Consider the following 23,998-nt stretch of genomic DNA (forward strand, 5'->3'; position numbering starts at 1 on the left):
CTTGAGATACGAGGGTGTTGGAAGCCTCAGCGCGCCGTGGTGACAGGTTGTTCCGGCCAAGCAGAAGCTAAATCGCGGCTTGACCAAGCATGACGCCAAAGAAGACCGCAGTGCGCAAGCCGTATTGTTGCCAGATGCCGCGAAAGCGGCTTCGTTCAATTGCACAAGATGCTTCCCACTTCAAAGGATGAGCTCTGGAGCTGGAGAGGCCTCTCCAGCTTACAAATGTAACGCAACGTTGGTTTGGCAGACCAGGCTTCGATGGTACGCTCGTAGGGTAAAGAAATAACTTCGGAGTCCGACCATGGATCGCGATAGTAAACGGGTACGTGCAGCTGGAAGTTCATCCCGCGCCGCCGCTGGCGTCACACGACTAACTGACCTGCCGACAGACGCACTTTCAGAAGTGGCGAAAGGTCTAACCCCCGAAAACCCGCGCGAAGCGGCAATCAATCTTGGCCAGTTTAAAATAGCGAACCTTGCGGTGCAAAAAGAGTTCGCGAGAGGCAACGCAGGGCAGTTTGAAGAGCGGCTCAATCGGCTCGGCACTTCATTTGCGACTTTGTCTGAGAAGGCGCTGCCCGAATTTCCGGACGATACTCCCGAGGCCAACTTTAATTTCGCACGCCGGCAAATTCCCGCGATCCAGCCACTATTAAAATTTTACGAGCCCAATGCGCAAACGGCAATAATCGACCACGCCATCTTCAACGTTAACAAATGGGACAAAGCCGCCGCGGTCGCCGAATTATCGACCAACCTAGGGGACCTTCATCATGATCATGATAGAAGGCGCATTGTTGATCGAGCGCTGACTTCTTTCGCGGACGATGATCCAGAAGTTCGCGGCAACGGAGCCAGGGCCCTTGTAAGGGGACATGACCATTTGAACGCAGGCCACAAGGCGCAACTTGCCGCCATGTTTGACCATACCCCGGAGTTGGTCCCGCTTTATAACCAGATGATGAAAGAGCAGCAAGATTTGTCCCGCAGGCAGCCTGCACGGCCGCAAGGGTCAGTGGACAGGAGCATCGACGCAATTGAGGTTCAGGTCCAAGCGCTCCCAGCAGGAGTCGGTTCATTGGAGCAAGCGAAGGCGATGCACGACGTCGCGAAATCCATCACTGAAACCTTTGATCGCGCGCGTGCGGAATTCATTAGTTGCGGTAGAAGCAGGGAACGTTCAAGCTCCGGGCGATGAGTTCATCGGGAGCTTGCAGCGCAGATAGCCAAGCTTGGATAACACGGAGCGCCCGATCACCCGATGGGCGCTTCCTGGAAGCTCTCTAGATGCCGTAATGGGCCGGCGTCTCATGAGTAGCCAGTTGGGTGGCTGTCCCTCAGAATGATGATGTTTTGGAACGAGGTCCGAGCGATCGGCCTCAAGCATCATGAGAGGAACAGCCATGGAGTATTATGCAGGAATCGACGTCTCGCTGAAAGAGAGCAGCGTGTGCGTGGTCGACGCGACGGGCAAGTTGGTTCGCGAGGCCAAGGTGGGCAGCGAGCCAGAATGCCTGGTCGGGTATTTTGATCAACTGGACTTCCCGGTAGAGCGCATCGGCCTTGAAGCGGGTCCGTTGTCCCAATGGCTATACGCGGCTCTCGTTGCTGCGGGTCATGAGGTGGTTTTGCTGGAAACACGGCATGTGAAGGCGGCGCTTTCGGCGATGACGGTGAAGACTGACCGCAAGGATGCACGAGGGATTGCGCAACTTCTCCGCATGGGGTGGTATCGTCCGGTCCACGCCAAATCGTCGCCGGCCCAAGACACTCGGGCTCTATTGGTTGGCCGCAAGCTTCTGCAGTCCAAGCTGCTCGACGTCGAGCTCAGCATTCGAGGTATCCTGCGCGGCTATGGATTAAAGGTCGGCGAAGTGAGCCGAGGGCGTTTTGAGGCGCGCATCCGCGAACTGATTGCAGGGCATGCGACATTATCGATGGTGATTGACGCGATGCTGACGGCGCGAGCAGCGCTGTGGAGCGAATTTACGAAGCTGCACCGCGAGATGCTCAGGATCGCCCGCGCCGACAAAGTTTGCCAACGGCTGATGAGTGCGCCGGGTGTCGGTGCCTTGGTTGCGCTGACCTATCGCTCTGCAGTCGATGATCCTGCCCGGTTCGAAAAGTCCAGCACCGTGGGTGCCTACTTCGGGCTGACGCCGAAGAAATATCAATCCGGCGAAACCGATCGCGATGGCGGCGTGAGCAAGGTCGGCGACGCGATGGTGAGAACCGCATTGTTCGAGTCCGCGCACATAATGCTGACGCGGGCGTCGCGCTTTTCCAGTCTGAAGCGCTGGGCGCTCGATGTGGCCAGGCGTCGCGGGATGAAGCGCGCGAAGGTTGCCCTTGCACGCAAACTCGGTGTCGTTCTTCACCGCATGTGGGTGGATGCGACGGAATTTCGCTGGAGCGCAAGCCCTATGGCGGCATGAGGCGAAATATGTGATTGATGCAGTCAAGTACAAGGCTTGCATCTGATGAGGTCCCGTCGCTGGGACGCAGGCTTGGCAAGGTCGTGTGTAGTGCTGTGACCGCTTCGGCGAAGCACGCTTCCTAGATTGACCTGTCGGCTTGTTGATCTGATGGCATAGTGTGGCAGTCTTCGTGCTGACCACGGACAGAAGCATGACCTCAGCGACGAGATAATCATTCAGAGGGACTTGACGATCAAAGGCCCATTACAGAAGTTCGCCGCTTTCATGGAAGCCCGCAGCGCCGAGACCATCACGACTGATCTGGCAATGGAGTGGGTCACCTCGATGGGTCGGCAGCCGAGTTGGTCCATCCGCCTGGCTGATGTGCGCTGCTTTGCCCAGCACCTCACTCATTTCGATCCTCTGACGGAAGTGCCACCAAGCGACGCTGTGCCGTCGGCACGGCGGACAAAGCCCTACATCTATAGCGACATCGAGATTCAGGCGCTTCTGGCGGCAGCACTGTCGCTACCGCCGGCCAACGCCCTGCGACGCTGGACATATCACTGCCTGTTCGGGCTGATAGCGGTGGCTGGACTGCGCCATTCCGAAGCGCTCGGCCTCCTCCGGGCCGACGTCGATCTCGACCAGGGCGTTCTGGCACTGTAGCGTTAACCGAGCATCGATCAAAATGTGGGATCTGGCGGCATGACCAGAGTTGCCCGTGATCAGCGCTCTTTCATATTCGGCAAGCGTGCCAAACAGGTTGAACAGGAATGCGCCGTGCGAATTCGTCGTACCGATCGCTTCCGTCAAAGAGCGGAAGGCGACCCCGCGTGACTTCAGATCCTCAAGAATCCGATCGGGTGGGAGAGTGACCGGCCCAGACGGTCGAGCTTCCAAACGACCAGCACGTCACCTCCGCACAATTCTGCAAGGCAAGCCTTCAGCCCCGGCCGATCGTCGCGCGCGCCTGAAGCGCGATCCTGATGTAGGTGACGCTGATCGACCCCGGCTGCGAGCAGGGCGTCGCGCTGCAAGGCAACCGACGGGCGCTCATCACTACTTGATACCCGCATGTATCCGATCAACATATACGACAAACCTCGAATCAGGAGTTGTCGTACAGTCTCACATTCCGACAGGGTTAGTCGCATAAAAATCCCCGGGCTGCCCCATCGATTTCAACCTGCCGAACCGTTACGCGGAAATCACCTGTTTTCCGTCATGCCGAAAATCTGAAAATCTCTTATGGCGTCACCACACGAAACTGGTGGACCTGTCCGCCTTTTGTGAGATGCGCATTCTTGGGAGGACTTCTTTTAGTTCTTGCTGCCGGCATTTGGTCCAAAGGTTCGGACATGTCCGTACGACGGGGCCACCTGGGTCGTCCTACGCTTTGGAAGCCGATCACCGCCCACGTCCTCCCTCCTGACGAGAACGTTCATCGAGCCCCCTAGTGGCGTTCGGCGTGACTTGTTGCGAGAGCTCCGCGGCTTGCTGCCTGATGTCGTTCTGCGTGCGCTGATCGACCACGTCATTGCGCTCGATGGCGATACGGGCATCCATGCCGGCGTTGATGTCGCGGCCCGCGGCTTGCCATTTGATAGTGTCCTGCATGCGCGGATCGTCCACGTCATTGCGCTCGATGACGGTACGGGCAACCATGCCGGCGTTGATGTCGCGGCCCGCGGCTTGCCATTTGATTGTGTACTGCATGCGCGGATCGTCCACGTCATTGCGCCCGATGGCGGTACGGGCATCCATGCCGGCGTTGATGTCGCGCTGCGCGGCTTGCCCTTTGATTGTGTACTGCGTGACCGGAGCGGTCACGCCATGATAGGTGATGATGTCATTTGCAGTTCTAGTCCCAGCTGAAGAGTCAATCAAGGCATTTAAGGAACGAGCGGATCGTGTTTCCTGTTGAAGCGTTCTGAATTCAGACCGAATTGTCTGATCGCTCTCAATAACTGCTCGGAACCTCTGAGCGGTGCTGCGCAACGCATTGATTTCATAGAAAGCTGCGACCCTGTCGTTTTGATTGGCTACCTGCCTGAATACCTCTGTCAGCGTCTCATTTGGCAGATTGTCGATGTTGACAGGGGCTGTTGCGCCGGGCGCATCGAAATCCACCATTGAGGTCTCCTGCTCTGGCTCGATCATCGTCATCTCCACTTTGGCACTGTCCCCCACGGCGCATTAGATGTTCATGTAGAAGCTTGCACTGTGCAATACTATCTGGCGTACGGTACCCGGTAAATGGATATTGCGTTTCATTTGTCGTAGCCGTACGCGCGATTTCTGGATTTCTGAGTAAGATGCTGCGTCCGCGTGAATTTTGCGCGTCTATTCAGTCGGGTCCGACGACAGCGAACCGAGAGGAATAACGGTTAGAGTCCCCCGGGCATAGCCAAGGCGAGACGCTATGGTGGCGCTGTAACGTTAACCGAGCATCGATCAAAATGTGGGATCTGGCGGCATGACCAGAGTTGCCCGTGATCCAATTTATCGTCGCCACCGATTTCCAGGCGAGGTAATTGCCCATGCTGTTTGGCTATATTTCCGGTTTCCGCTCAGCCTGCGGATGGTCAAGGATATGCCGGCAGCGCGATCATGCCAGGCGTCGAGCATCGTTCTCACAAGGGACTGAATAATAGGGCGGAGAATTCTCATCAACCCGTCCGACGACGGGAGAGGATCATGAAGCGCTTCAAATCAGCGCGACAGCTTCAGCGTTTGTTTCCATCCACGACCCGATCGGCAACCTTTTTCATATTCCCCGTCACGATATTCCATCCAACCACCATCGCGAATTGCAAGCAGCAGCCCTGGACACTTGGCGAGACGTCGCTCGCCTTCAAGCTGCCTGATCGCAGCAAATATCGTACTTCCTTGGCCTTGGCACGTTAAGTTTACGATGCCGTCGTAGCCCCTTCCTGCAGGTTCTGCACGAACGGCCCGATCAGCCGGTGGGCCTCCAGCAGTTTCGCCGGCGTGGTGATCCTGGTGACGAAGTTGGCGCGAGGAACTTGCCGCCCTACCTTGTCGGAAATATCGACCGTGTCGGCAAGGTTGTCCTTTGCCTCACAACGCTTCCACAATTACCTTCGCGACGTCCTCGCCTGGCATCGGAATAATGCGGCAAGCCGGCGGCTTTCTGGCATTCCCTGCATCGGGCCGATCACGGCAAGCGACTATCGTCGATAGCAACACTGTTTTTTTGGGCCGCTCCTTCGCGGCTGGCTTGGTCTAACGCCGCGCGCGCATAGTGGTGGCAAGGAGAACCTTTTCGGCATCAGCAAGCAGGGGGATAGCTATATTCGGCGCCTGCTTGTTATCCGCGCCGAGCTATGCTGCAATTTGGGTGACGAGGCTGATCAAGCGGCGCTCTGCGGCTTCAGTTCAATGACCTCGATTCCATCCTGGAAGGTTGCACCTGCGATGAGTTTAGGCAACTGATTTTGTCGCTTTCAGTCGTCGCCACGTCCTGGCCGCGGCCATGACCAGCTTGAAGACCATCAGCCTGGCGGTTTTCGAGGAGAGTGAGCCCTTGGTACGCACCGTGCGATGGCGAACGGTTGCAAAGACGCTCTCGATGGGATTGGACGTTCGCAGATGATCCCAATGTTCGGCGGGGAAATCGTAGAACGCCAGCAAGGCATTCTGATCTTTGGTCAGGCAGTCGACCGCCTTGCCGTATTTCGCATCATATTTCTCGACAAAGACGGCAATCGCCGTCTCGGCTGAGGCTCGGTTCGGGGCGGAAAAGATTTCGCGCAAGTCCGTCTTCATGGCGGCCTGCACCGATTTCGGCACCTTGTTGAGCACGTTGGCTGTCTTGTGCACCCAGCATCGCTGGTGCTTGGTGCGAAACCGGTAATTTTTCCGGGGTTGTACACGGGTTTTTAGGCTGAGACAGGCCATCAGAGTCGCTTTGCTCGGAGAGGAAGCGATGGCATTAGAATGGACGATCACAATCGTGGGCAGGAACGAATTTGGCGACACCTGCCGAAAGGAGATCCGCGTCGACAAGAGCTGGGAGCGCCTGTTCGACGGCGATATTGGCTTGTCCATCGACGATGGCAAGACGATCATGGCGGCGCTGCAAAGTGCTGTCGTCAGCCATGAGGCGGAAACTTATTCTCTCTTTCGCCGCGTTTGCCCGGACTGCCACACTCTCCGATCAGTCAAGGACTATACGACACGAAAGGTCCGAACTGTTTTCGGCGCTGTGAAGGTACGCAATCCCCGCTGGATGCTCTGCGAGAAGTGCTATCCCGGCATGGTCGCTGCCTTCGCGCCCTTGAAGGAAATCTGCCCCGATCGGGCGACACCGGAATTGATGGAGCTGACTGCGCGCCTGGGGAGCATGATGCCATACCGGCAGGCTGCGAAGGTGCTTGCCGAGTTTCTGCCGATTGAACCAACCGAAACGCATGCGACTGTACGCAAGCGCACCATCAAGATCGGCGAGCGGCTCGACGATCAGATCGCAAGTGAAGAGCAGCACGCGAGGTCGCAAACGGATGAGCGACGCCAGATGGAAATGCAGCTTCCCGGCGACCGGCGCAAAGAGTTCGTCGTCAGCATCGATACCGCCCATGTTCGCAGCGTCGATCGCAATTCGGCGCGCAACTTCGAGCTCGTTGTGGCCCGGTGTGGTCGCGGTGGCCGGGGCGAACCAGGTGGCCGATATTTCACGACCGGCAGTACCAACCAGACCGCTCTTCGAGACCGAGCGCTGCACGCGCTTCAGCAGGAGGGATATTGCGGTTTTGGCGACGTCACCGTGATCTCGGACGGCGCCGAAATTCTGAAGCGGCTGCCTCGCGCCATGCCGGAGCCGACAGCCCATATCATCGACTGGTTCCACATCGCCATGAAGATTCAGCCCATGCAGCAGATCGTCAACCACATCGTGCGATCCCAATCGAGCCCCTTCGAAGCGCTTCCGACCATCGACAGGGACATCAGAGCCGTGAAGTGGCGGCTCTGGCATGGGCGCATCGACCGCGCGATCCACGACCTTGAGCGGATTGTTGCCGGCTTGCAGCAGGCGCAGGGGGAAGGCGAGTTCTCGATCGCGCGGCTCTACAGCCTCGGCTGGCAACTCCTGACTTACATCCGTTCGAACCGTGGTGCACTCGTCAACTATGGAAAACGCTATCGCTCCGGCCTTCGTGTCGCTACGACCTTAGCCGAGTCAGCCGTGAACTCGCTGGTTGGCAAGCGGATGGTGAAGAAGCAACAGATGCGCTGGTCCATCCACGGCGCTCACATGCTGATGCAAGTCCGAACGGCAGACCTGAACGGCGAGCTTCGTGATCGATTGCGGGCACACTTCCGGCAGCCAGAACCGAACGTGCCTCCATTGTTCAAACCCAAACCTCCCCTTCTCCGAGCCGCCTGACCCCAGAGAAGTTACCGGTCTCTTGAAACTGTTAGGAGCGGAATCTTACGGTTAAATGCAAAACGACACCCTGCCATCGAGCGGATCGACCAATGGGTCGCACTGCTTGGCGTTGACCGCAGCGTGCGCTCGATCACAGCAGCAATCTGATCGTCGTCAATCGTCCGGGGCCGACCAGGGCGAACTTCGTCGAGCAGACCATCGAGCCGATCTTTAAGAAAGCGTCGTCTCCATTTGCCAACCGTATGTTCATGCACGCCCAGCTCGCCCGCAACCACCTTGCTCGGAATTCCGTCGGCACAGCGAAGAATGATCCGGCACCGCTCGAGCAACGCGATGCCTCCGTACCTGTCGTTCTAAATAGTCCCGTTCCGCCTTGCTCAAAACCAATGGTGCCGTCGGTCGGCCGGTCGCATTTGCCATTGCTCAACTCTCATGAAGAGTCAAGCGTACAATGCAATGAACTTCAGTTCCAGATGACTAGTAAATCAGCGGGTTCCAAGGGTCGCGCTATCTATGGCTGGAAGAAGCCTTCCGCGCATTTGCAATAATCGCGAGTCTTCGTGATCCGGCATGCTCCAACGCCTCCTTTCCCGTTCACCTGCGCTCGCTCAACGATGAGAGCGACGAGCCAATGCTGGTGGCCCAAGCAAAAAATTCGAACGGCGCGGTAGCTCCAGACAAGTAGTTGTCTCTTTTTTGACACATTATGGGCAAATTTTTAACGGGGATATTGATGCCCCCTTCTGGTTGTGTAGCGATGATGTATTCTTGCCCTCAGCACAAACTGAGGGGGATGTATGAGGAATAGTTTAGCTTTCTCCGCAGTTGCCTCATTTCTTCTTCTCTCCGGCTGCGCCATTTCTCCTTATCAGGAAGAAGTGACCGGCGTATCAACTCCGATCGTTGTCAGTCGAATACGCTGTGAGACACGCGATGCAATTAGAGGCCAGATGGCCGCTTATCTTCTTTTACAGGAAGACGATAAAGTAGCCTTGGCAAAAGGTTATGAATTAAAAAACAGGAAAATACCTTACTCAGAAATCGATCTCCGACCGCTGAGCCGCGATCTAAAAAATACAATCGCAAGCTTTGCACGATATGCGGTGACCTATGACTTTACTTTCGACGGGACGATAACGAGCAATATAAATGGTAGCCTGACTCCAACCACGACCTTCAGCGCTGGCAACCGTGGGTTCCCATTCACAGCGAGAATGGACAGGTCTCGTCAAAATATCCAGACCTTTCGGGAAACCGATACGTTCGGCGATCTGCTTAAAAAGACACCATCAGACTATTGTCCCGATCCACATGAAAACACTCCTCGCAATTACATCTATCCAATTACCGGATCCATCGGGATGGCAAAGCAGCTGCGAGACTTCCTCTCGCTTAAGGTGTTTTCCAACCTCGCCGCCGAGGAAGGGCCGCCAACTTTTACCTCGACCATCACATTCACCACAATGATGCGCGGAACCGCTGACCCAACCATCGTTATCTCACCCGTTTTGAACACAACTACTCGAAGCGGAGGCTACGGCGTTACTTCAGAGCGCTCGGACGAGCACAAGGTCATTGTCGGGTTTGCAGCGAAAGCGTCCGATATGAGCGAGGCTGAGGTTGCGCAGTTCCTCGCCCCGGGAACAGCCTTCCAAACTCCCCGCGGGACGGTCGAGGAGGTTGCCTCCGAAAAAGCAGTCAATGAAAGCATCTTGCGATTTGAACTTGGGCGTCAATCCGGCCCAATCATAGTCAATGAATCGTTGTTATCCCTATTCTAGGAGAACGAAAATGGCTAAAGGCAAGCAGTCAAAGTACAGTGAGACCGTGACCATCACAGCCCAGTCCGTCGGAACGTTCTTGGATATGCTGAAAACGAAAGGACTCCGCGAGAAGTTTCTGGCAGAGGCACCTCAGACCAAAACCGTACTTGCCGCAGGGCAAAGCGAGCAAGTCCTCCTCGACAAAAACATTTTTTCCGCGAATGCTGGGGCTAACCCGGAGGCACTCGCGGACGGTATAGATGCACTTTCGGCAAATAAAAAAGAGGTTCCTCGGGAGGTTTGGGAAGCTTCGCTGTCTGTTGAGCCCGACCTTATGGAGTTCGCTCGCTCATTCGTACTTAAACACAAACTCGCCACCGACCATTCAATCGCTAAAAGTCTTAAGGCTCGACGCTGTGGCAACGGAATTGAATGCCCGCCGGGCCAGTGACAGCCTTGCTTAGGTGGCTCTCTACAGGTGCAGGATCGCCATTGTTTGGACGCTCGTGAGGTAATCCGCTTCTGATGGCCCTTCGTAACGCTCCGTTAGAATATGACGTCAAGCCCGTCATGGCCTCAGCGACTTATCGGGCGCCGGCCAAACGCTTCGGCTGGCGGCACGATGGATAGGATAGTGTCCGCACCGACGACGGTCGCAAGATCTACATCGCGCATGCCGATCGTGTTTGCTCGCTTGCGTATTTCGGCCAACCGCCCCACCAGATAGGTGATAGCCTCCGCACCGGACGAGAGCAGCACTTCGCCACGGCGTTCCCCAACGCCCCATTCCGATTACCGTGATCCGCTTCATGATCTCTCTCCTGTTTTACCCAGTCAACAAACTGATGGGGACAGCGTTCGCTACAAGCGCCGCTCCTTATTGAAACTTTCGGCAGGCTGACTTAGCGTTTCCATGCGCATGTGAGCATAAGGTGACGCCTGGCGCCTCGATACAGTCACCACATCAAGAACCCAGCGTCGGTTTGGCTCCCGATTAGGCTGAAGAGAAATACGCCAATCATTGGAGAACTGGCCATGGACAATGGCGCAATCCACCTGAACGGATTCGATGAACAGGATCCCCATGCAACGGCGGGTTTGACCTGCGATATCGAGCTTGAGGCTGTTGGCGGGCTGACCCCGCGCGAAGTCGCCGGGCGAATTGCCGCCGCACTTAGAAGCCTCGCCACCCAAATCGAGACCGGACTGCTTGAAAGCGGACATCACCCGATCGACGACGCAGCTGGGGAAATTGGTACAGTTTATCTCGATTTTTTCGGTGAAGGATAAACGGCACAGGCTCCGGGGTGCGAATCCTGGAGCCGCTTTCGATGCTCTCGTGTCCAGCCCGGAGATGGGGTATTCGGCTTTCGCCCCATCTTCTACGGTGATGCAGGGAGGTGCAGCGCTTCGAGCTGATGATAGAACGTGGTCTGTTCAAACAGACACAAGCATCAGGAAAGGAAGCGCAGCATGAAGCACTTTATTGGCCTCGATGTCTCGGTGAAAGAGACCCCGTTTGCATTCTAGACGAATCCGGCAAGATCTGTCGTGAGGTGAAGGTTGTCAGCCACCCTCACGATCTCGTTGCGGTGCTGAAGGGCCAGACCTGGAACGTCGAACGGCGGACTTGAAGCCGGACCTTTGTCTGAATTAGATCGACTTGCGCGCGCCCTATACTCTCATCGAACAGCAATGCCCGTCCTGTGTGGCGGCCGGAAAGATCCGCAAATTCTGCATGAGATGGAATCGATCGGCCACCTGACGCGCTTTGCGGCGCACCCTCGCGAACAGCTTGCGCGTAAAGCCCGCCTCGATCTCGGCTCACGATCTCGATAGAAGGGTGCCGCTCCAGCCATTGCGCCGCACTCGCCACGCTGCGGTCCTCAAGTATGTCGACAACCGAGCGACGCTCCAGGTCGACGATCATCGTGCCGTAGCGCCAGGATCCGCCAGCTCCAGTCATCCATGCCAACGACACGGATCGAGGAGTCGCTGCGCGCAAATATTGCGTCCCGATTCAATTGCCGAAGGATCGTGTCATCGCTGATTCGCCAGGACGGCCACCCGCGCTATGGCCAAGGAGGCCAACGATCTCTGCGACCCTCCTCGTCCGGCGCGCATAAGGTGGAGCAATCGTCGGCAGTTGGTCGGTGAACGTCTGACGTTTACATTCTTCATTCGTACACCGCCAGCGACTTAACCGAAGCTTCTCTGTTACGGTCTTGCCCTGTGCCGGCAGATCTTGAAGGCTTCGATGAGACCGGCCGTGCCGGCTTCGAGTCCGCCGTCTGCAATCGGGGCAAACGCCGAATGCTGGTCCGGCAGCGGAAACCACCCAATTGTCATCATCAGTGAGGGCGACACCCAGAACTCTGATCCCTGGGCCGCGTGACCATTTCGTTTTCGTTCGCATGGTCGCCTATAGCGGCATTGTCGCTAACGGCCGGTGAACCACACAAATTGAGGAAGACCCTAATTAAATGGCAAGCGAGAAGCGCCTCACGCCGGCTGCAGCTTGCCGCCGAGCGCTCAGGCTCGATCGGTATGGCGTTCGCCGCTGCCGGCGGCAGAGCACGGCTTCCGACTTTTTGGCAGCGTCCGGTCCCTCGCTGACGCTTTTCGTGCTGCCGTCCTCTCCTTTGCCGGTCCCAGCCTTGGCGCACCGGTTAGCGCTCTGCGCTGCTGATTAGAATCGATGAGGGCGCACTTTCTCGAGGCGTTCCGGAGGCTCGCGTCTGCCTAAGCTGGCGCGCTCTGATGTTCCAACAGCCATACCAACGACGGAAACCGTGACGAACAATGAAGGTCGACGGCAAGGCAATTCCCGCTCACGAAAGGTTGAGTTGCCGACGGCGCCGCACGACGGCCGCACCTGTTCATCCAGTCGGAGCCGCCTTGTTAATATTTAATCTCGGCACAAGTGGTCGCGCTTGCCTCGCTTAGTCGCTTGCATTACCGTCATAGTTGCACTCACGGCTGGGAGGACGAGATGGAGCAGGACAAAGGCGGTTTCGAGATCATCGAACGAAGCGAAGCGGGCAATCTCGGCGGAAACGAGCTCAATGCGCGCATCCTCGAGGTCTGGCAGGAAATGTTGGACGAACCGGGCGGGCGGGCGCAAGTGGCCGCCGTGCTTGGCGTAAAAGAGTCAGAGCTTGATCCCGCCAAGCCGCCCGTGAGTGCAGCGGACGGGCCTTCGGGAGCGATCATCAGCACGGTCATCATTTCGGCTGTTACGGCGTTCGTCGTGGGGGCAGCGGGAGCTGCGGGAAAGCAAGCGGGAGATGTGGCTGGCAAGGCGGCAACCGAAGCGCTGGTTGCCGCGATCCGCGATTTCTGGAACAGCCGGATGCGCAGAAAAGTCACGCCGCCAGGCACCAATGATCTGGGACGGGCAAGGGACGACGAGGCTTGACTAATGCCTCTCGCGCCCGGTGACAAGACAGCCATCGCACTTTGGCTGGCGGCAGCACGCTACCTTGACGGCGAGGCGTGCCTAATTGAGGAAGACAAGGTCCTGAACGCGCACCAGGCGGCGTTCGCTGCGGTCAACGCCGAAGCATTGACGGCTAAGACCGCGATCACGTCGGAGAAGGAGGTCGCCGCCTATCTCTTGCGGGTGGGGCAGGACATTCGCCAACGTGACGCAACGAATGAGCGATTCACCGAGTTCTGCGACGAGCTTCGCCGGCTCGCAAGCGTGCTGGCCGATGGCAACGGCGATGGATCGACCTGTGGCACCGGCGCCCCCATAAAAACGTGTCAGAGCGGCATTCTAGAGGTTGCTAGGCTAGTGGAGCTTCGGGTTCGAGATCTGCTTTACGCGGCCGGAATTAGCGTGCCCGAAGACCTGCTCATCAGCTACGTGACCGCCCTCACAAAGAACGGCCATTCCTGCCTTCCTTTCAAAGTTTCGGGGTCCGCAGACATCGCGGCTCCTGTGCGGATCGTCGATATCGTTATCGTGGATGGCCAGCTTTCGGCGCGCGATGTGCTCGACATCGCCTACATACTGCACCACGAACTGACATGCCATGCCTTTCAGGCTTGTCAGAGTACGCAGAAGCTGGCAAACGCGCCTGCAAAGTGCCACTGGACGGAAGGATGGATGGATACGCTGGCCTTCGATGCCACGACAGGGTGGATCGATGTGGGACCGGCTGCCTGGGTTCCATTGCAGGGCGAGATGGGGAAGGGGGAGATCTGGGACTTCCACGATTTCCGTTATCGCGCTCCGCCTTACCTCCTGCCATCGGATCTGACGCGAAGGCGCGGGGCCCGCGAAGCGTTCCGAAGACTGCAGCAGATTTTCGAGGAGGATATGGCCTTCCCGGCTGAAGAGGCCAGGAAGCACGCAGAGCGATTCAGCTGGATCGCCAACACCCATGCAGAAGCCAACTCGCTGCGGCTTAGATTGCTTGCGACGCGTCTGTCCACCTTGTTGCGCAATAAGTCTCGCCCCGATGTTGGTATAAAGGCGGCCAGAGACTGTCTTGCTTTTACCGCCCATCGCAATCTTTCCCGTCTCGAACGCGAGCTTCCCGAGTAGATTTCTCAGGCTACTTGACATTATGGGGTACAGACCCCAGAATATTGATCAGTGTTTCTAAGATGTATCGAGATGGCAAGAGATACAGATGCCGGTGTGAAATTGCGGGGCGCACTCCTGCGTTTGGATGCGCTCAAGCCAGAGGGTTTCACCTCGCAGGAACTTGCGACGCTAGCGAGTGTCACGAGCGAAACCGCGCGCGATTTCCTCAAGGCAGACAGAGCCTCTTATACTCGCACCGTTCAGCCCAAGCCATCGGAAAAGGGCAGGGGGCGCCCGTCCAATCTCTATGTCGTCACTGACGAGGGTCGTGAAAGCCTCGTTGAAGAGATCGTTCAGCTGCGTCGGCAATTTGCCGAAAGCCCCGACGAGCTCTCAGCCGATGACTGCTTCCGCCCGATCGTCGAACTCGAAGAAACTATCACCGACCTCGAGGCGAGCGTCATGCGCGTTGCCGATTTCGAGGATCTCCTGATCGAAGCCAAGGAAAGCCTGAAGTCATGCTGGCGTGACATGAAGGCCTTGGAGGCAAGACAGTCGGTCTACGCAGTGGAGTTCGCTTTGCGTCTCGGTGCAGCCGAAAACCGCACCGAGACGGTGACCGGCAGGGCAGGGCGGACGGCTCATAGAAAGGTAGCGCAGCAGGCCGATGTCGAGCAAATCGACTTTGTCAATTGGATCGTCGGAAAGTTTGGCGGTTGGTTCGACAAGCAGTCCGGTCAATTCGCGCCGGTGCTTATGCTGTTTGACGGAATTCAGGGACACGACCCGATCTCGAGCCAGCTTGTGGAATTCTACCAGCGCAACGCGGTATCGATCGCAGCCTTCGATGTGGCCAGAATGGAGCACGAAGAGCGGTCGGAGCTCTACAAGGCGATTGCCCAGCTTCGAGAGGTTACGCCACTCGCCGGCAGCAAACTCGTGCTGACCATGGACGGCAAGACCGATCTGGGACAACAGCTGGCAGAAGAATTCGAGGCCCTAATGCGACCAACAGGCGGCCATGACGAAATTTATCTGCCAGATCTCGGATTGATGGACCTCAAGCGTATCCGACAGTCCTATCTTTCGCGTCTGGCCGTGGCCCAGCAGGGAGAGATTGAGCCGAATATGAAGCATTTTTTCTCGGTCTGCGCCTCTGCACTCTCCGCGTTTGATGCCGTAGAGGAAACCTCGGACACGATTGCGGACATGGCGAGCTTGCTTGGTGACGATACTCGAAGAGAGAAACTTCTAACCGCTGCTCACAATCTGCTCGGCGATGTTGTTTGTCTTGATTCAAACTTCAACCAGTCAATCAAGGATCATCTGGATGGTGCGCACGTAACTTATGTCGCAAACCGCTTGGATTTCGAGCTCTTCGATAGCAGTGGGGACCTTGCTGTCTAAGGCCGCTTGGTCCTAGCCGCGCGGCGCCTTCAACGGAAAATCCCAAAGAGGCGCAGCGTGATCGCTGCCACCAAATATGGCAATAATTTAAGCAGTCAGCGCCTCTTGCCACCCTGTGTGGCCGCGACGAGCTGATGGAGCTGTTCAATGACACGCTGCAGTCGCTGGTTCGCCAGATCGCTGACCACGCTGGTGACGAAGCTTCGATCGTCGTCGGCAAGATCCTCGACAAAAATGACGACAACTCCGGCTACAACGCCCAGACGAGCGAATATGGCGACATGATCGCCATGGGTATCGTCGACCCGGTCAGGTCGTCCGTACGGCTCTGCAGAATGCAGCTTCGGTTGCTTCGCTGCTGATCGCCACGGAAGCCATGATCGCCGAGCTGCCGAAGAAGGACGCAAGTCGGTCTGCGTATGCGGGGAGTAACAAATCTGGACCGTCGGCTTTCCCTCGGTGTGAATGCTGTGCCCTGTCTTCGCAAAAGACTGCTTCTTGAACGTTGCGGGTCATGAAAAGCGAGATCAAACATCTGCCCGAACAGCCCAGCCACTCCGTCGGAATGGAACACCAGCATATTGTTCGCCTGAATATATAGCCCACGGAACGTAAAGTTCATGGAGCCGCAAAGCACCTTCTCCGGGATGCCGTTGCGGCGGGTTATAAGGACTTTGTGATGCTGGAGATTTTGAACTGTCTGCGCTTGACCGCCGCTCCGCTCTGTTTGAAACGCTTAGCTGATCGCGATTCCGCACTGTCGGCGAGGTCGTGGCCGTTTGGAACGCCGTCTTCCTTCGAAGAAGAGTCGTCGATGATTACTCTCAAACGCGCTTTAAACCGCTCCAGCCCTGCGGCGATGTCAGGCTCATTCAGATCATAGCCATCACATGAGCGTGATGCCAGGATCGGCATGGCCTGGCCCATGAAATCGAAGAGAAGGTCGCGGGCCTCGAAACCAAGCCATTCATAGACGCTCTGGCCCGATCATTTCTGACGTCGGGTTTTACGAAATTCAAACTCTGCTTAGCGTTCGCGGGAATAATATCTTCCCTCCCGCCGAACTGTTCCTTGTAAGCCTGTGACGACGCGAAGTTGCGCGTGAACCCGATATCGACCAGTCCATCATAGGTCACCGACCTCTGTTCGGCGTCGAGTGTCAGGCTGGTGCCAGCCAACAAGTTCGCCATCACGGGGCATGTGTAGTTTTGTCGCGCGATAGACGTAGACGCCGTCGACTGGTTGGTACGGGAAATGGATCCAGCGGAACTTCTGGAACGGGGCCACTGTCGACAAGAAGTTCCTATCGCCGTTGACTTCGGCCCCAGCCCCCGCTGGGTAGGAAAATGCCAGACGATTACGCAAGGGTCAGAACTGGTCGGAGGAGGGCGACTTAACTTCAATCGAAAAACCGACGAAGTCCGGTTCCGGTTCTAGAACGTCAAAACCTAGCATTGTCATGCGATCGCCACGCCAGAGTTTGCAGGTAAAACCATCTTTGCTGTCAGAATTCTCGAATTCGTCCATAACGATCCCCCTTTAGCGGCAAAGCGGCCCCCGCAGACCGCCGCTGAATTTCTGCGGGTGAATATCGACTGCGAAACCTTGTAACTATCGCATGGATAGTTGATGTCGCTGCGACACTTCGCGTCTGCGAAGCAGACCTGCAACGATGCTTTCCAGTGTGAGCGGCAGCCTTTGAGGCTCCAAGCCATTTCTCACGTACCGGCTTTCAAGCCGTGCCCTTCCGATGCTGCGGCTGCTGCAGGGGGAGAAAATCTAGCGCGTTGCGCCTGAATATCTTGTCGCAGATTTCTTCGGTGAAGCTGCAGTCGTTGCTGAGGAAGGCTTTGCCCCTATCCACATTGTGTTCATAACCCTTTTCCTGACCGAGCATCAGCCAGTCAGTACCAAATATCAGACGGTCCACCCCTGGATCAAACAGGTCGGTCCAAAGCCGGAAGTTCGCCGCCGGTGATTTTCGCAGCGCAGCGTCGCCGCTACTTCCGAAAATAACTGATATCGGCGTAGATCTTCTGTCTGGGGTGCGCCTTAATATACTCGCCCAATGCCCACTCCCAGCTTCTTTGCGATGGCTGAAAGCCCATTGGTGGATAGAGCTTCACGCCGGCGAACCCAAACTCGTTCAACGCGCGTTCGACGGTTTTAAGAGAGCTCACCTTGCCCTTGTGGTTCTCGAAAACCACTTGCCGCAACGGGTCAAAGCCGATGTAGCCATGGAGCACCGGTCCATCTTTCTGCTTGGCGCAACCCACCGAAATTTGAGACATCGCTTCTATCTGCTGGGAAAGCGGTGATTTGACATCTTCATAGAGCCACTCGTCGTAATCGACGAGCGCGGGCGCCAGCATTAAGGGTTTGAAGCCTTGGCGGCTCGTGTCAGCGATGAGCTTCTCGACAGGGACATGGCGATATAATCTGAACAGGCTGAACCAATTGAGATATCGCGAAATCGTGCCCCTTGACGCAAATGCTTCCCGACTGGCAACGCGGGCATCGGTAAAGCTCATTTCGGTGTCGGACTGCATGATCTCTATGCGTGAGCCGAGCATGAAAGCTAGGAATTTTTCATCGCCGGCAACTCGGTTCTTCTGCTGAGATGTGGGGACCGTCATTGTCGCGATATTTCGCCGCCGCCGATCGAGCATGACCAGGAAGTTGGCGGTATCCGCTATGGCCGCCTCGCGTGCTTCAGTCGGCTCCCGTCTCGAGACCCGGGCACGCCCCTCGAAAAAGCGATCTCCTCCTTGGCTGTCGGCGCTTTGTCCGCTCCCAGGAGTGTCAGAATGAGCTCGATGAATCGGTTAACGGCGTCGGGATCCCTGATCTCGAATGTCCAAATCGCAGATTGCTTCGGAAAATCCCGGACAACGACCTGGCGCAGGAACCGTGCTGCCGGCAGATCCGAAGCGTTGAAGACGTGGCAATGTGCATCGATGATCGGCTGTGCAGCGCCCGGTCGAGATGGAGCCGGATCTGTTCTACGGCAGCCGCCACTCAGCACAGCAAACGACAACGTCGTATGGCGAAGAAATTCTCTCCTCGCATCCCCGGCCCCGAGTATCCCTGAAATGATGCAATCATAACGGTAGTATATTGGCAATGGTGTTCATGAGGCGCGTGAGAAAAAGGAAGGAGAACAGGCAGACCGGGTCGGCGTCCTTCGCAAGGCAGGTTTGTGTCGCTCGTCCACTTAATAGGCCAGAGCTTACTTCAAAACGGATTTCAACCGGGCAGGGTCACGGGACATGCAAGATCTGCCAGTCGCGATCGGACGCTACCGAAGGTAGGGAATTGCAGATCTTGTCAAAATGGGCGCGATTGACCGTAGAGCTTGCCCAGGCGCAAGCTCATGGCGTGCCTGCTTACGCCGTATCTGCTTGCCAGTTTGGCGACTTGAACGTCATCGTCGATCGCCAGCTCGGCGTCGTCCGCTTCGAGGAAATCCTCCGGCATAAGGAGGTTCGCCGCAAAAAAGTTGGCCTCTATCTCAAGAACGCTTGACGCCTGGGAGGAAGTGGCATCGCGGAAATTGATGCGGTACTCACGATCGACATGAGCGCCGAGCCCTTCATGCAAAAGGTAATGGCCGAATTCATGCGCTATGGTGAAACGTTGCCGCTGCTTCGACTGCTCCGAATTGACGCCTATGATGGTCACGCCGGGCTTGCGCGCCAGAAGGCCGGACGTTTCCCCAAGATCTCCATATTGCACTTCGATACCCGACTCTTCGGCTATTCGTTCGACCGGCACCGCTGGTCCATATATCGCATGCTCGAGCAGAAGCGAGTGCACCGTGCGCTTGATTAGCGCAAACCTTGGTCGCCGTGCAGTCATTTCGAGCCCTTGCTTGGGTCAGAGCTCAATTTTTCGAGAAGTTGGTCGAAACCTTGCGGCGCGTCGGAGACGGCCATCTTCACTTTTACCGTTTCCGCTGGTGGAAGAAGCTCGCCCGGCTCGGCCGCGAGCGCCTGCGCTATCGAGAGGAAATTGTGGAGGGGTATCGCTTGTGTGCCAGCTTCGATGTTTGTGATCGAAGTCCTCGCTAGGCTCACTTTTTCAGCCAAGGAGGCCTGACTCATGGCCCTTGCTTCGCGCTTGCGGCGAATGGCTTCACCGACTGCAGCGTAAACCGGATCAGGCATTTCCGACCATCTCTTTCCTCAAATCCCGTAAACGATTCTACATCATCATCGGTATATGTCAATTTTGCTGACATTCGTCATTGTTGCTGACATGTAGGATCTATTGACATTAGGATGGAATCGGTCCTTTTTGGTGTCCACGTTCCCCCATGTGGACGGAGCGGATGCGGCAACGAAACGAAAGGACAGGCCGATGACCGTCGAGACCGCGGGAGAGCACGAGGATGGCAAAGCCAAGCCCAAGTCGTACACGTTCTTCGTGAACGGCAAGAAATACGAGACGGACCAGCTCTCGCTGACCGGCCTCCAGATCAAGGCCAAGGTATCAGGTTGGGATCAAACACATGATCTCATCCTGGAAGGCCACGGCAACGACCCGGACCGCGTGATCGCCGACGACGAGAACGTGAACCTCGAGAAGGATCACGGCCCGTTGCGTTTCTCCTCTGCCCCCAAGGCGAACTTCGGCTGAGGGACTGGCGATGCTAGAGAGGCAGGTAGAAGATCTCAACAATCGATACCCGGGGGTGTCTACCAGGCCGCTGCCAAGCGGCGCGGTCGTGGTGAGCGTCCCGAATGTATCCCTGCCTGAGGGGTGGAACAAGCCGTCAACGGAAATCCGTTTCGTGGTTCCGGCCGGGTATCCTTATGCGGCTCTCGATTGTTTCTGGGCCGACTCCGGGCTCAGGTTGGCGGACGGCCGGATCCCGAACAATACGGGGGAAAGCAATCCGATACCGGAAGACGGTGGCACCGGCCTTTGGTTTTCGTGGCACCTTCAAGACCAAAAGTGGAACCCCAACAGGGACACGCTTTCGAGCTGGATGAACGTCGTCATCTCGAGATTCAGGCATCTCCAATGAGCGGTCTCCGTTTCACGTCCGAAGCCTATGCCGAACTTCAAACGCGCTTGTTCGCGGAAAGCGACGTGGAAAGCTGCGCCGTCGCATATCTGGACTACTCCGCGGGAGCGGACACCTGGATCGTCTGCGCGATCGCGATTCCATCCGACACCGTCTATGAACGGCGCACGAGCGACGCCGCGGTTCTGAGCGCTGGGCACGTCGTGGAGATCGCCAATCGAGCCCGTGCCGAGAACTATTCTGTGGCAATGATCCACACACACCCTCATTCAGCGGGTTTTCCCGAGTTCTCCCCGGTTGACGACAGCGGAGAACTCGAGCTCGCCGAGTTCTTCGGCAGGCGAATTCCCCGTGGCAAGCATCTCGCGTTGGTCGTCGGCCGCGACGGTTGCCGCGCCCGCGTCCTCGGGCAACGCCAGGAAGTTCCCGTGTGGGAGGTCGGTTCTAGCCTGGTTCTCCGCTCGGCCCCGGAACGGATCGACATCGACGATCGTCATGACCGTCAAATCAGGGCGTTCGGGGAAGGAGGCCAGCGGGCCGTTTCCCGACTGCGTGTCGGGGTAGTCGGAGCCGGTGGCACAGGCTCGGTCGCGATCCAGCAACTCGCGCATCTCGGGGTGAACGATCTCACGATCATAGATCCGGACTATGTCGAACTGACTAATCTGAACAGACTGGCGGGTTCGATCCCGTCCGACGTCGGATCATCGAAGGTTTCGGTCGCGCGGCGTATGTTCCTGGGCATCAACCCATCCGCAATGGTCGAGACGGTGCAGCGAAATGTCGTGGACGCGGACGTAGGCCGGAGGCTTGCGGAAATGGACTTCATTTTCCTCTGCACGGACTCGCACGCCAGCCGCGCCGTGATCTGCCAGGCGGCCTACCAGTTCCTCGTGCCCGTTGTCGACATGGGCGTCAGCATCACGACGGCGGAGAAAACGATCACGCATGTCACAGGTCGGGTGCAGATGCTCGCCCCCGGGCTGCCTTGCCTCGTATGCACACAGGCCTTGGACGGAGAGCAGATCCGGCGCGAAATGCTCAGCCCGGAACATCGGGTCGCAGACCCGTACGTGCTCGGTGACAAGCCGATCCCCCAGCCAGCTGTCATTTCCCTCAACTCGACCATGTCGTCCTTGGCCGTCACGATGTTTCTCAGCGCGGTCACGGGCGCGCCGTTGGCCGCCCGCTTCCAATACTACGACGGCCTCCGGGGAACTGTGCGTCCGACGACGGCGCGGAGAGTCGAGAACTGCGTGGCATGTTCGGCGGCGGGTGCGCTGGCGAAAGGATATCGGTGGAGGTTGCCTGTAAGAACGTTGAGGTGTGACGATGTCGGACCGACGTGAAGTGGTTCTGTGGTATGGCCGAGCACCCCGTCTCGAAGTAGTTGCAGAATTCGACGCCAAAGGCTTGCGGCTCGAGCATGTCATCGATCCCTACTATCGGACGGACATCCTGCCTGTCAGGGCAGTCGTGTTTGAGATCAGCGCAGAATGCCTTGAGAGCGTCGTTTCCGCGGCAGAGGCGCAAGCTGGGAGGGCGCTTGATTACAATAGACTTGTCATCTTCAACGCTGTCGATGACCGCAGCATGGGGAATGCGCAGAAGGCCATAGGGGAAATTCTCGCATTGCCGCACGCCGTTCGGAGGACTGGCGCGGAAGCGAGGGAACTTGCCGCTCTCGCTCAGGGGCATGACAAAGGCGGCCGGCCTAGATTGGACCTCGACATATCGATCGCAAATGACCGACGGCCCCTCGAACCGGGAGACACCCGCCTTTTCCGGAGGGCATTCGCCGACTGCACGAAGGTTTCGCTGGTCGAGTTGACGGGCGGTCGATCCGATGCCCGGGTTTTCGCGGTCCACAGGACGATGGATGGGTCTGACGGCGGCGTTTGGCCACAGCCCGCCTTTGCAAAGCTCGATTCTCCCCACAAGATCGCCTTGGAATACCAGAACTACAGAAAGTACGCGGAGCCTTTCATTCCCTTCGGATTGCGCCCGAATGTGAGCGGGACCTACGAAGGCTCGGAAAAGGCGCTGATGGTCGGGAACTTCGTCGATCGCTCGGAATCGCTCTGGGACCTTGCCAGGCGGAATGTTGCGGATGAGGCGATAAACTCGCTCATAGACGACACCCTCGCGGGTTGGCGGGCCCAGGCATATACAAGAAACCCGGACTACGGCTCCATCGCAGCGGCGATGCAGGGCGCGGGTATTTTCGACCCTGAGAAGCTGCAGCGAAGCCATCTGAAGCATGCCGAGAGGCAGGGACTGCGGGAAAACTTTCCCAAGTTATGGGAGCGCTTGAAGGCCCACTCCGTCCACTATCGTGCCTGCCCGATACACGGGGATCTGCATGGGGAAAATGTCAGGGTCCGAAAGGGTCAGGCAATTCTGATCGACCTGGCCTCCGTCGCCGCTCGCGGGCCCGCGGTAGCTGACCTTGCTTCTCTCGAAGTATGGCTGGCGTTCGAACTACCGCCGGAATGCGATGCGGATCGTTTCGGGGACGATGTATGGACCAGAGAGGTGGACAGGCTGTTGGCGGTGGCTTGTTTCCAGCACCCGCCTGGACCTGTGGACCCGCTTTCGCGTTTCGCCTGGATGGCGAACGTTGTCCGGCAGATCCGCCATATGGGCATTGCCGCGCAGACCACGTCGAAAGAGTATCAGACCGCCGTCGCCGTCCAGCTCCTCCGCAGATGCCAGTGGGATGGGGCAGGGGACGCTGATAGGTACCGGCGGAGCCATGGCTACGTCATCGCTCTCAACCTCATCAAAGACGTATTGTAATAGAGGGCTTCATGGACCAGCCAGCCAGGAAAATCCGACTCCAGGGCGAAGTGGAATACAGGGATGAGTCCTTAGAACTGTTGAAACTCCCTGGAGACGCCGCGATCGTCGTCCGCGGACAACCGAGATCCTTCATGCTGAAGTGCCCGGACGGTTGCGGAGAAACGCTTGCGGTGAACTTGGATGGAAGAACCGACAAGGCGTGGATCCTGGACATGAGAGGCGGAGAGCCGACGTTGTTTCCCTCCGTGTGGAGAGACAGTGGCTGCAAGAGCCATTTCGTTGTTTGGCGTGGGCACGTGTTGTGGTGTGATCGATGGGAGGACGGAAACGTCGAGCCGGCCTACGACCCTGCCCTCGAAGACAAGATATGGAAATCACTCCCGGATGATCGGCTGAAGAGTGCCGTCGAAGTCGCATATGAGTTGGACGAGATTCCTTGGGATGTGTCGAGGGTCTGTCGGCAACTCGCTAGGTGCGGTAAGGCGGAGGCGGGGACCGGAAACCGCCGAGATTGGTTCCGTAGGAGATAAGGGTGTCGAGATTTCTGTGTGGCGCCTGGCTATCTGGTGAGCGATGTCTTTCGGAAAGTGCGCCAAGTCTATTGGGACCTGTCCGCCTGTCACTTGGCAG

Annotated in this window: 22 protein-coding genes and 9 pseudogenes; 19 read left to right on the forward strand and 12 right to left on the reverse strand. The window is 57.3% G+C overall.

The annotated features are described in order from the left end of the window. Positions 1-304 precede the first annotated feature (304 nt). The 3 genes from ISN39_RS34045 (at position 305) to ISN39_RS37365 (ending at position 3,089) form a co-directional block, all read left to right on the forward strand. A complete protein-coding gene (locus ISN39_RS34045) occupies positions 305-1,201 on the forward strand; it encodes a hypothetical protein (RefSeq protein ID WP_194732361.1) in 897 nt (298 codons plus the stop codon). Positions 1,202-1,406: 205 nt separating this feature from the next. Beyond that, a complete protein-coding gene (locus ISN39_RS34050; protein ID WP_194732362.1) occupies positions 1,407-2,438 on the forward strand; it encodes an IS110 family transposase in 1,032 nt (343 codons plus the stop codon). Between the two features lie 267 nt (positions 2,439-2,705). Continuing rightward, positions 2,706-3,089 carry a hypothetical protein gene (locus tag ISN39_RS37365; RefSeq protein ID WP_246763645.1) on the forward strand — a complete coding sequence of 128 codons (384 nt, stop codon included), beginning with the start codon at positions 2,706-2,708 and terminating at the stop codon, positions 3,087-3,089. A gap of 60 nt (positions 3,090-3,149) precedes the next feature. Here the strand turns inward: ISN39_RS37365 and ISN39_RS37370 are convergent. Together ISN39_RS37370 and ISN39_RS34060 are read right to left on the reverse strand one after the other, a co-directional pair. Continuing rightward, positions 3,150-3,514: pseudogene (locus ISN39_RS37370) on the reverse strand (recombinase family protein); the annotation flags it as partial. A 316-nt stretch (positions 3,515-3,830) separates the two neighbouring features. Next, complete coding sequence (locus tag ISN39_RS34060) at positions 3,831-4,583, reverse strand: hypothetical protein (RefSeq protein ID WP_194732363.1); 753 nt, start codon at positions 4,581-4,583, stop codon at positions 3,831-3,833. Positions 4,584-4,899: 316 nt separating this feature from the next. Here ISN39_RS34060 and ISN39_RS34065 point away from each other — a divergent pair. Further along, a pseudogene (locus tag ISN39_RS34065) lies at positions 4,900-5,290 on the forward strand (DDE-type integrase/transposase/recombinase). 60 nt (positions 5,291-5,350) lie between these two features. Here ISN39_RS34065 and ISN39_RS34070 read toward each other — a convergent pair. Further along, positions 5,351-5,488: pseudogene (locus tag ISN39_RS34070) on the reverse strand (ParA family protein); the annotation flags it as partial. Positions 5,489-5,534: 46 nt separating this feature from the next. Between ISN39_RS34070 and ISN39_RS34075 the strand changes: the two are divergent. Next, a pseudogene (locus ISN39_RS34075) lies at positions 5,535-5,765 on the forward strand (transposase); the annotation flags it as partial. A gap of 32 nt (positions 5,766-5,797) precedes the next feature. Here the strand turns inward: ISN39_RS34075 and ISN39_RS34080 are convergent. After that, positions 5,798-6,287 (reverse strand): annotated as a pseudogene (locus ISN39_RS34080) (transposase); the annotation flags it as partial. Positions 6,288-6,372: 85 nt separating this feature from the next. Here ISN39_RS34080 and ISN39_RS34085 point away from each other — a divergent pair. After that, positions 6,373-7,830: an ISKra4 family transposase gene (locus ISN39_RS34085; protein WP_246763607.1), complete on the forward strand. Its 1,458-nt coding sequence runs from the start codon at positions 6,373-6,375 to the stop codon at positions 7,828-7,830. Positions 7,831-7,901: 71 nt separating this feature from the next. Here ISN39_RS34085 and ISN39_RS34090 read toward each other — a convergent pair. Next, positions 7,902-8,253: pseudogene (locus tag ISN39_RS34090) on the reverse strand (helix-turn-helix domain-containing protein); the annotation flags it as partial. A gap of 377 nt (positions 8,254-8,630) precedes the next feature. On the opposite strand from ISN39_RS34090, the gene ISN39_RS34095 reads away from it, so the two are divergent. The 4 genes and pseudogenes from ISN39_RS34095 to ISN39_RS37375 all read left to right on the forward strand — a co-directional run. Then, positions 8,631-9,614 (forward strand): hypothetical protein, encoded by a 984-nt coding sequence (locus ISN39_RS34095; RefSeq protein ID WP_194732364.1) that lies wholly within the window; start codon positions 8,631-8,633, stop codon positions 9,612-9,614. Between the two features lie 10 nt (positions 9,615-9,624). Continuing rightward, positions 9,625-10,047 (forward strand): hypothetical protein, encoded by a 423-nt coding sequence (locus ISN39_RS34100; protein ID WP_194732365.1) that lies wholly within the window; start codon positions 9,625-9,627, stop codon positions 10,045-10,047. A 584-nt stretch (positions 10,048-10,631) separates the two neighbouring features. Next, a complete protein-coding gene (locus tag ISN39_RS34105; protein WP_194732366.1) occupies positions 10,632-10,886 on the forward strand; it encodes a hypothetical protein in 255 nt (84 codons plus the stop codon). 183 nt (positions 10,887-11,069) lie between these two features. Continuing rightward, a pseudogene (locus ISN39_RS37375) lies at positions 11,070-11,249 on the forward strand (IS110 family transposase); the annotation flags it as partial. Between the two features lie 22 nt (positions 11,250-11,271). On the opposite strand, the pseudogene ISN39_RS34110 reads toward ISN39_RS37375, so the two are convergent. Beyond that, positions 11,272-11,934: pseudogene (locus tag ISN39_RS34110) on the reverse strand (ISL3 family transposase); the annotation flags it as partial. A 654-nt stretch (positions 11,935-12,588) separates the two neighbouring features. Between ISN39_RS34110 and ISN39_RS34115 the strand changes: the two are divergent. The 4 genes and pseudogenes from ISN39_RS34115 to ISN39_RS34130 form a co-directional block, all read left to right on the forward strand. After that, the gene (locus ISN39_RS34115) at positions 12,589-13,014 is read left to right on the forward strand and encodes a hypothetical protein (protein WP_194732367.1); all 426 of its coding nucleotides are present in this window, start codon (positions 12,589-12,591) and stop codon (positions 13,012-13,014) included. Between the two features lie 3 nt (positions 13,015-13,017). Then, complete coding sequence (locus ISN39_RS34120) at positions 13,018-14,148, forward strand: hypothetical protein (RefSeq protein WP_194732368.1); 1,131 nt, start codon at positions 13,018-13,020, stop codon at positions 14,146-14,148. Between the two features lie 72 nt (positions 14,149-14,220). Next, positions 14,221-15,537 carry a hypothetical protein gene (locus tag ISN39_RS34125; RefSeq protein ID WP_194732369.1) on the forward strand — a complete coding sequence of 439 codons (1,317 nt, stop codon included), beginning with the start codon at positions 14,221-14,223 and terminating at the stop codon, positions 15,535-15,537. Positions 15,538-15,692: 155 nt separating this feature from the next. After that, positions 15,693-16,039, forward strand: a pseudogene (locus ISN39_RS34130) (TCP-1/cpn60 chaperonin family protein); the annotation flags it as partial. A gap of 161 nt (positions 16,040-16,200) precedes the next feature. Here ISN39_RS34130 and ISN39_RS34140 read toward each other — a convergent pair. The 5 genes from ISN39_RS34140 to ISN39_RS34155 all read right to left on the reverse strand — a co-directional run bounded on the left by ISN39_RS34140 (position 16,201) and on the right by ISN39_RS34155 (position 19,236). Then, the gene (locus tag ISN39_RS34140; RefSeq protein WP_194732370.1) at positions 16,201-16,452 is read right to left on the reverse strand and encodes a hypothetical protein; all 252 of its coding nucleotides are present in this window, start codon (positions 16,450-16,452) and stop codon (positions 16,201-16,203) included. A 453-nt stretch (positions 16,453-16,905) separates the two neighbouring features. Next, a complete protein-coding gene (locus ISN39_RS34145; protein ID WP_194732371.1) occupies positions 16,906-17,064 on the reverse strand; it encodes a hypothetical protein in 159 nt (52 codons plus the stop codon). Positions 17,065-17,269: 205 nt separating this feature from the next. Further along, entirely contained in the window at positions 17,270-17,467 is a 198-nt protein-coding gene (locus tag ISN39_RS37380; RefSeq protein ID WP_246763608.1) for an amidohydrolase family protein, read from the reverse strand. A 70-nt stretch (positions 17,468-17,537) separates the two neighbouring features. Beyond that, positions 17,538-18,173, reverse strand: a complete 636-nt coding sequence (locus ISN39_RS37385; RefSeq protein ID WP_246763609.1) for a hypothetical protein — start codon at positions 18,171-18,173, stop codon at positions 17,538-17,540. 691 nt (positions 18,174-18,864) lie between these two features. Further along, positions 18,865-19,236 (reverse strand): ImmA/IrrE family metallo-endopeptidase, encoded by a 372-nt coding sequence (locus ISN39_RS34155; protein ID WP_246763637.1) that lies wholly within the window; start codon positions 19,234-19,236, stop codon positions 18,865-18,867. Here ISN39_RS34155 and ISN39_RS37390 point away from each other — a divergent pair. Further along, a complete protein-coding gene (locus ISN39_RS37390) occupies positions 19,144-19,368 on the forward strand; it encodes a hypothetical protein (RefSeq protein ID WP_246763646.1) in 225 nt (74 codons plus the stop codon). The two genes, ISN39_RS34155 and ISN39_RS37390, sit on opposite strands and share 93 nt — an antisense overlap. A gap of 23 nt (positions 19,369-19,391) precedes the next feature. Here the strand turns inward: ISN39_RS37390 and ISN39_RS34160 are convergent, their stop codons facing one another. Then, complete coding sequence (locus ISN39_RS34160) at positions 19,392-19,703, reverse strand: helix-turn-helix transcriptional regulator (protein WP_194732373.1); 312 nt, start codon at positions 19,701-19,703, stop codon at positions 19,392-19,394. A 193-nt stretch (positions 19,704-19,896) separates the two neighbouring features. Between ISN39_RS34160 and ISN39_RS34165 the strand changes: the two genes are divergently transcribed. The 4 genes from ISN39_RS34165 (at position 19,897) to ISN39_RS34185 (ending at position 23,898) form a co-directional block, all read left to right on the forward strand. Beyond that, complete coding sequence (locus ISN39_RS34165) at positions 19,897-20,175, forward strand: multiubiquitin domain-containing protein (RefSeq protein WP_194732374.1); 279 nt, start codon at positions 19,897-19,899, stop codon at positions 20,173-20,175. 387 nt (positions 20,176-20,562) lie between these two features. Continuing rightward, positions 20,563-21,915, forward strand: coding sequence for a ThiF family adenylyltransferase (locus ISN39_RS34175; protein ID WP_194732376.1), 1,353 nt, complete (start codon positions 20,563-20,565; stop codon positions 21,913-21,915). Next, positions 21,899-23,365: a phosphotransferase gene (locus ISN39_RS34180; protein WP_194732377.1), complete on the forward strand. Its 1,467-nt coding sequence runs from the start codon at positions 21,899-21,901 to the stop codon at positions 23,363-23,365. Before ISN39_RS34175 ends, ISN39_RS34180 begins: the two co-directional genes overlap by 17 nt. A gap of 11 nt (positions 23,366-23,376) precedes the next feature. Continuing rightward, entirely contained in the window at positions 23,377-23,898 is a 522-nt protein-coding gene (locus tag ISN39_RS34185; RefSeq protein WP_194732378.1) for a DUF6527 family protein, read from the forward strand. The last annotated feature ends 100 nt before the right edge of the window (positions 23,899-23,998 follow it).

Origin of the sequence: Rhizobium sp. 007, from assembly GCF_015353075.1 — a bacterium.
GTDB lineage: Bacteria > Pseudomonadota > Alphaproteobacteria > Rhizobiales > Rhizobiaceae > Rhizobium.

Coding starts and splice junctions, on each gene's coding strand:
- ISN39_RS34095 (WP_194732364.1), top strand. CDS start 8,631: ATGAGGAATAGTTTAGCTTTCTCCGCAGTTGCCTCATTTCTTCTTCTC.
- ISN39_RS34160 (WP_194732373.1), bottom strand. CDS start 19,703: ATGCCTGATCCGGTTTACGCTGCAGTCGGTGAAGCCATTCGCCGCAAG.
- ISN39_RS34100 (WP_194732365.1), top strand. CDS start 9,625: ATGGCTAAAGGCAAGCAGTCAAAGTACAGTGAGACCGTGACCATCACA.
- ISN39_RS34140 (WP_194732370.1), bottom strand. CDS start 16,452: ATGCCGATCCTGGCATCACGCTCATGTGATGGCTATGATCTGAATGAG.
- ISN39_RS34145 (WP_194732371.1), bottom strand. CDS start 17,064: ATGGACGAATTCGAGAATTCTGACAGCAAAGATGGTTTTACCTGCAAA.
- ISN39_RS34105 (WP_194732366.1), top strand. CDS start 10,632: ATGGACAATGGCGCAATCCACCTGAACGGATTCGATGAACAGGATCCC.
- ISN39_RS34175 (WP_194732376.1), top strand. CDS start 20,563: ATGAGCGGTCTCCGTTTCACGTCCGAAGCCTATGCCGAACTTCAAACG.
- ISN39_RS34050 (WP_194732362.1), top strand. CDS start 1,407: ATGGAGTATTATGCAGGAATCGACGTCTCGCTGAAAGAGAGCAGCGTG.
- ISN39_RS37365 (WP_246763645.1), top strand. CDS start 2,706: ATGGAAGCCCGCAGCGCCGAGACCATCACGACTGATCTGGCAATGGAG.
- ISN39_RS34120 (WP_194732368.1), top strand. CDS start 13,018: ATGCCTCTCGCGCCCGGTGACAAGACAGCCATCGCACTTTGGCTGGCG.
- ISN39_RS34125 (WP_194732369.1), top strand. CDS start 14,221: ATGGCAAGAGATACAGATGCCGGTGTGAAATTGCGGGGCGCACTCCTG.
- ISN39_RS37390 (WP_246763646.1), top strand. CDS start 19,144: ATGGCCGAATTCATGCGCTATGGTGAAACGTTGCCGCTGCTTCGACTG.
- ISN39_RS34185 (WP_194732378.1), top strand. CDS start 23,377: ATGGACCAGCCAGCCAGGAAAATCCGACTCCAGGGCGAAGTGGAATAC.
- ISN39_RS34165 (WP_194732374.1), top strand. CDS start 19,897: ATGACCGTCGAGACCGCGGGAGAGCACGAGGATGGCAAAGCCAAGCCC.
- ISN39_RS37385 (WP_246763609.1), bottom strand. CDS start 18,173: ATGACGGTCCCCACATCTCAGCAGAAGAACCGAGTTGCCGGCGATGAA.
- ISN39_RS34045 (WP_194732361.1), top strand. CDS start 305: ATGGATCGCGATAGTAAACGGGTACGTGCAGCTGGAAGTTCATCCCGC.
- ISN39_RS34085 (WP_246763607.1), top strand. CDS start 6,373: ATGGCATTAGAATGGACGATCACAATCGTGGGCAGGAACGAATTTGGC.
- ISN39_RS34115 (WP_194732367.1), top strand. CDS start 12,589: ATGGAGCAGGACAAAGGCGGTTTCGAGATCATCGAACGAAGCGAAGCG.
- ISN39_RS34060 (WP_194732363.1), bottom strand. CDS start 4,583: ATGATCGAGCCAGAGCAGGAGACCTCAATGGTGGATTTCGATGCGCCC.
- ISN39_RS34180 (WP_194732377.1), top strand. CDS start 21,899: ATGTCGGACCGACGTGAAGTGGTTCTGTGGTATGGCCGAGCACCCCGT.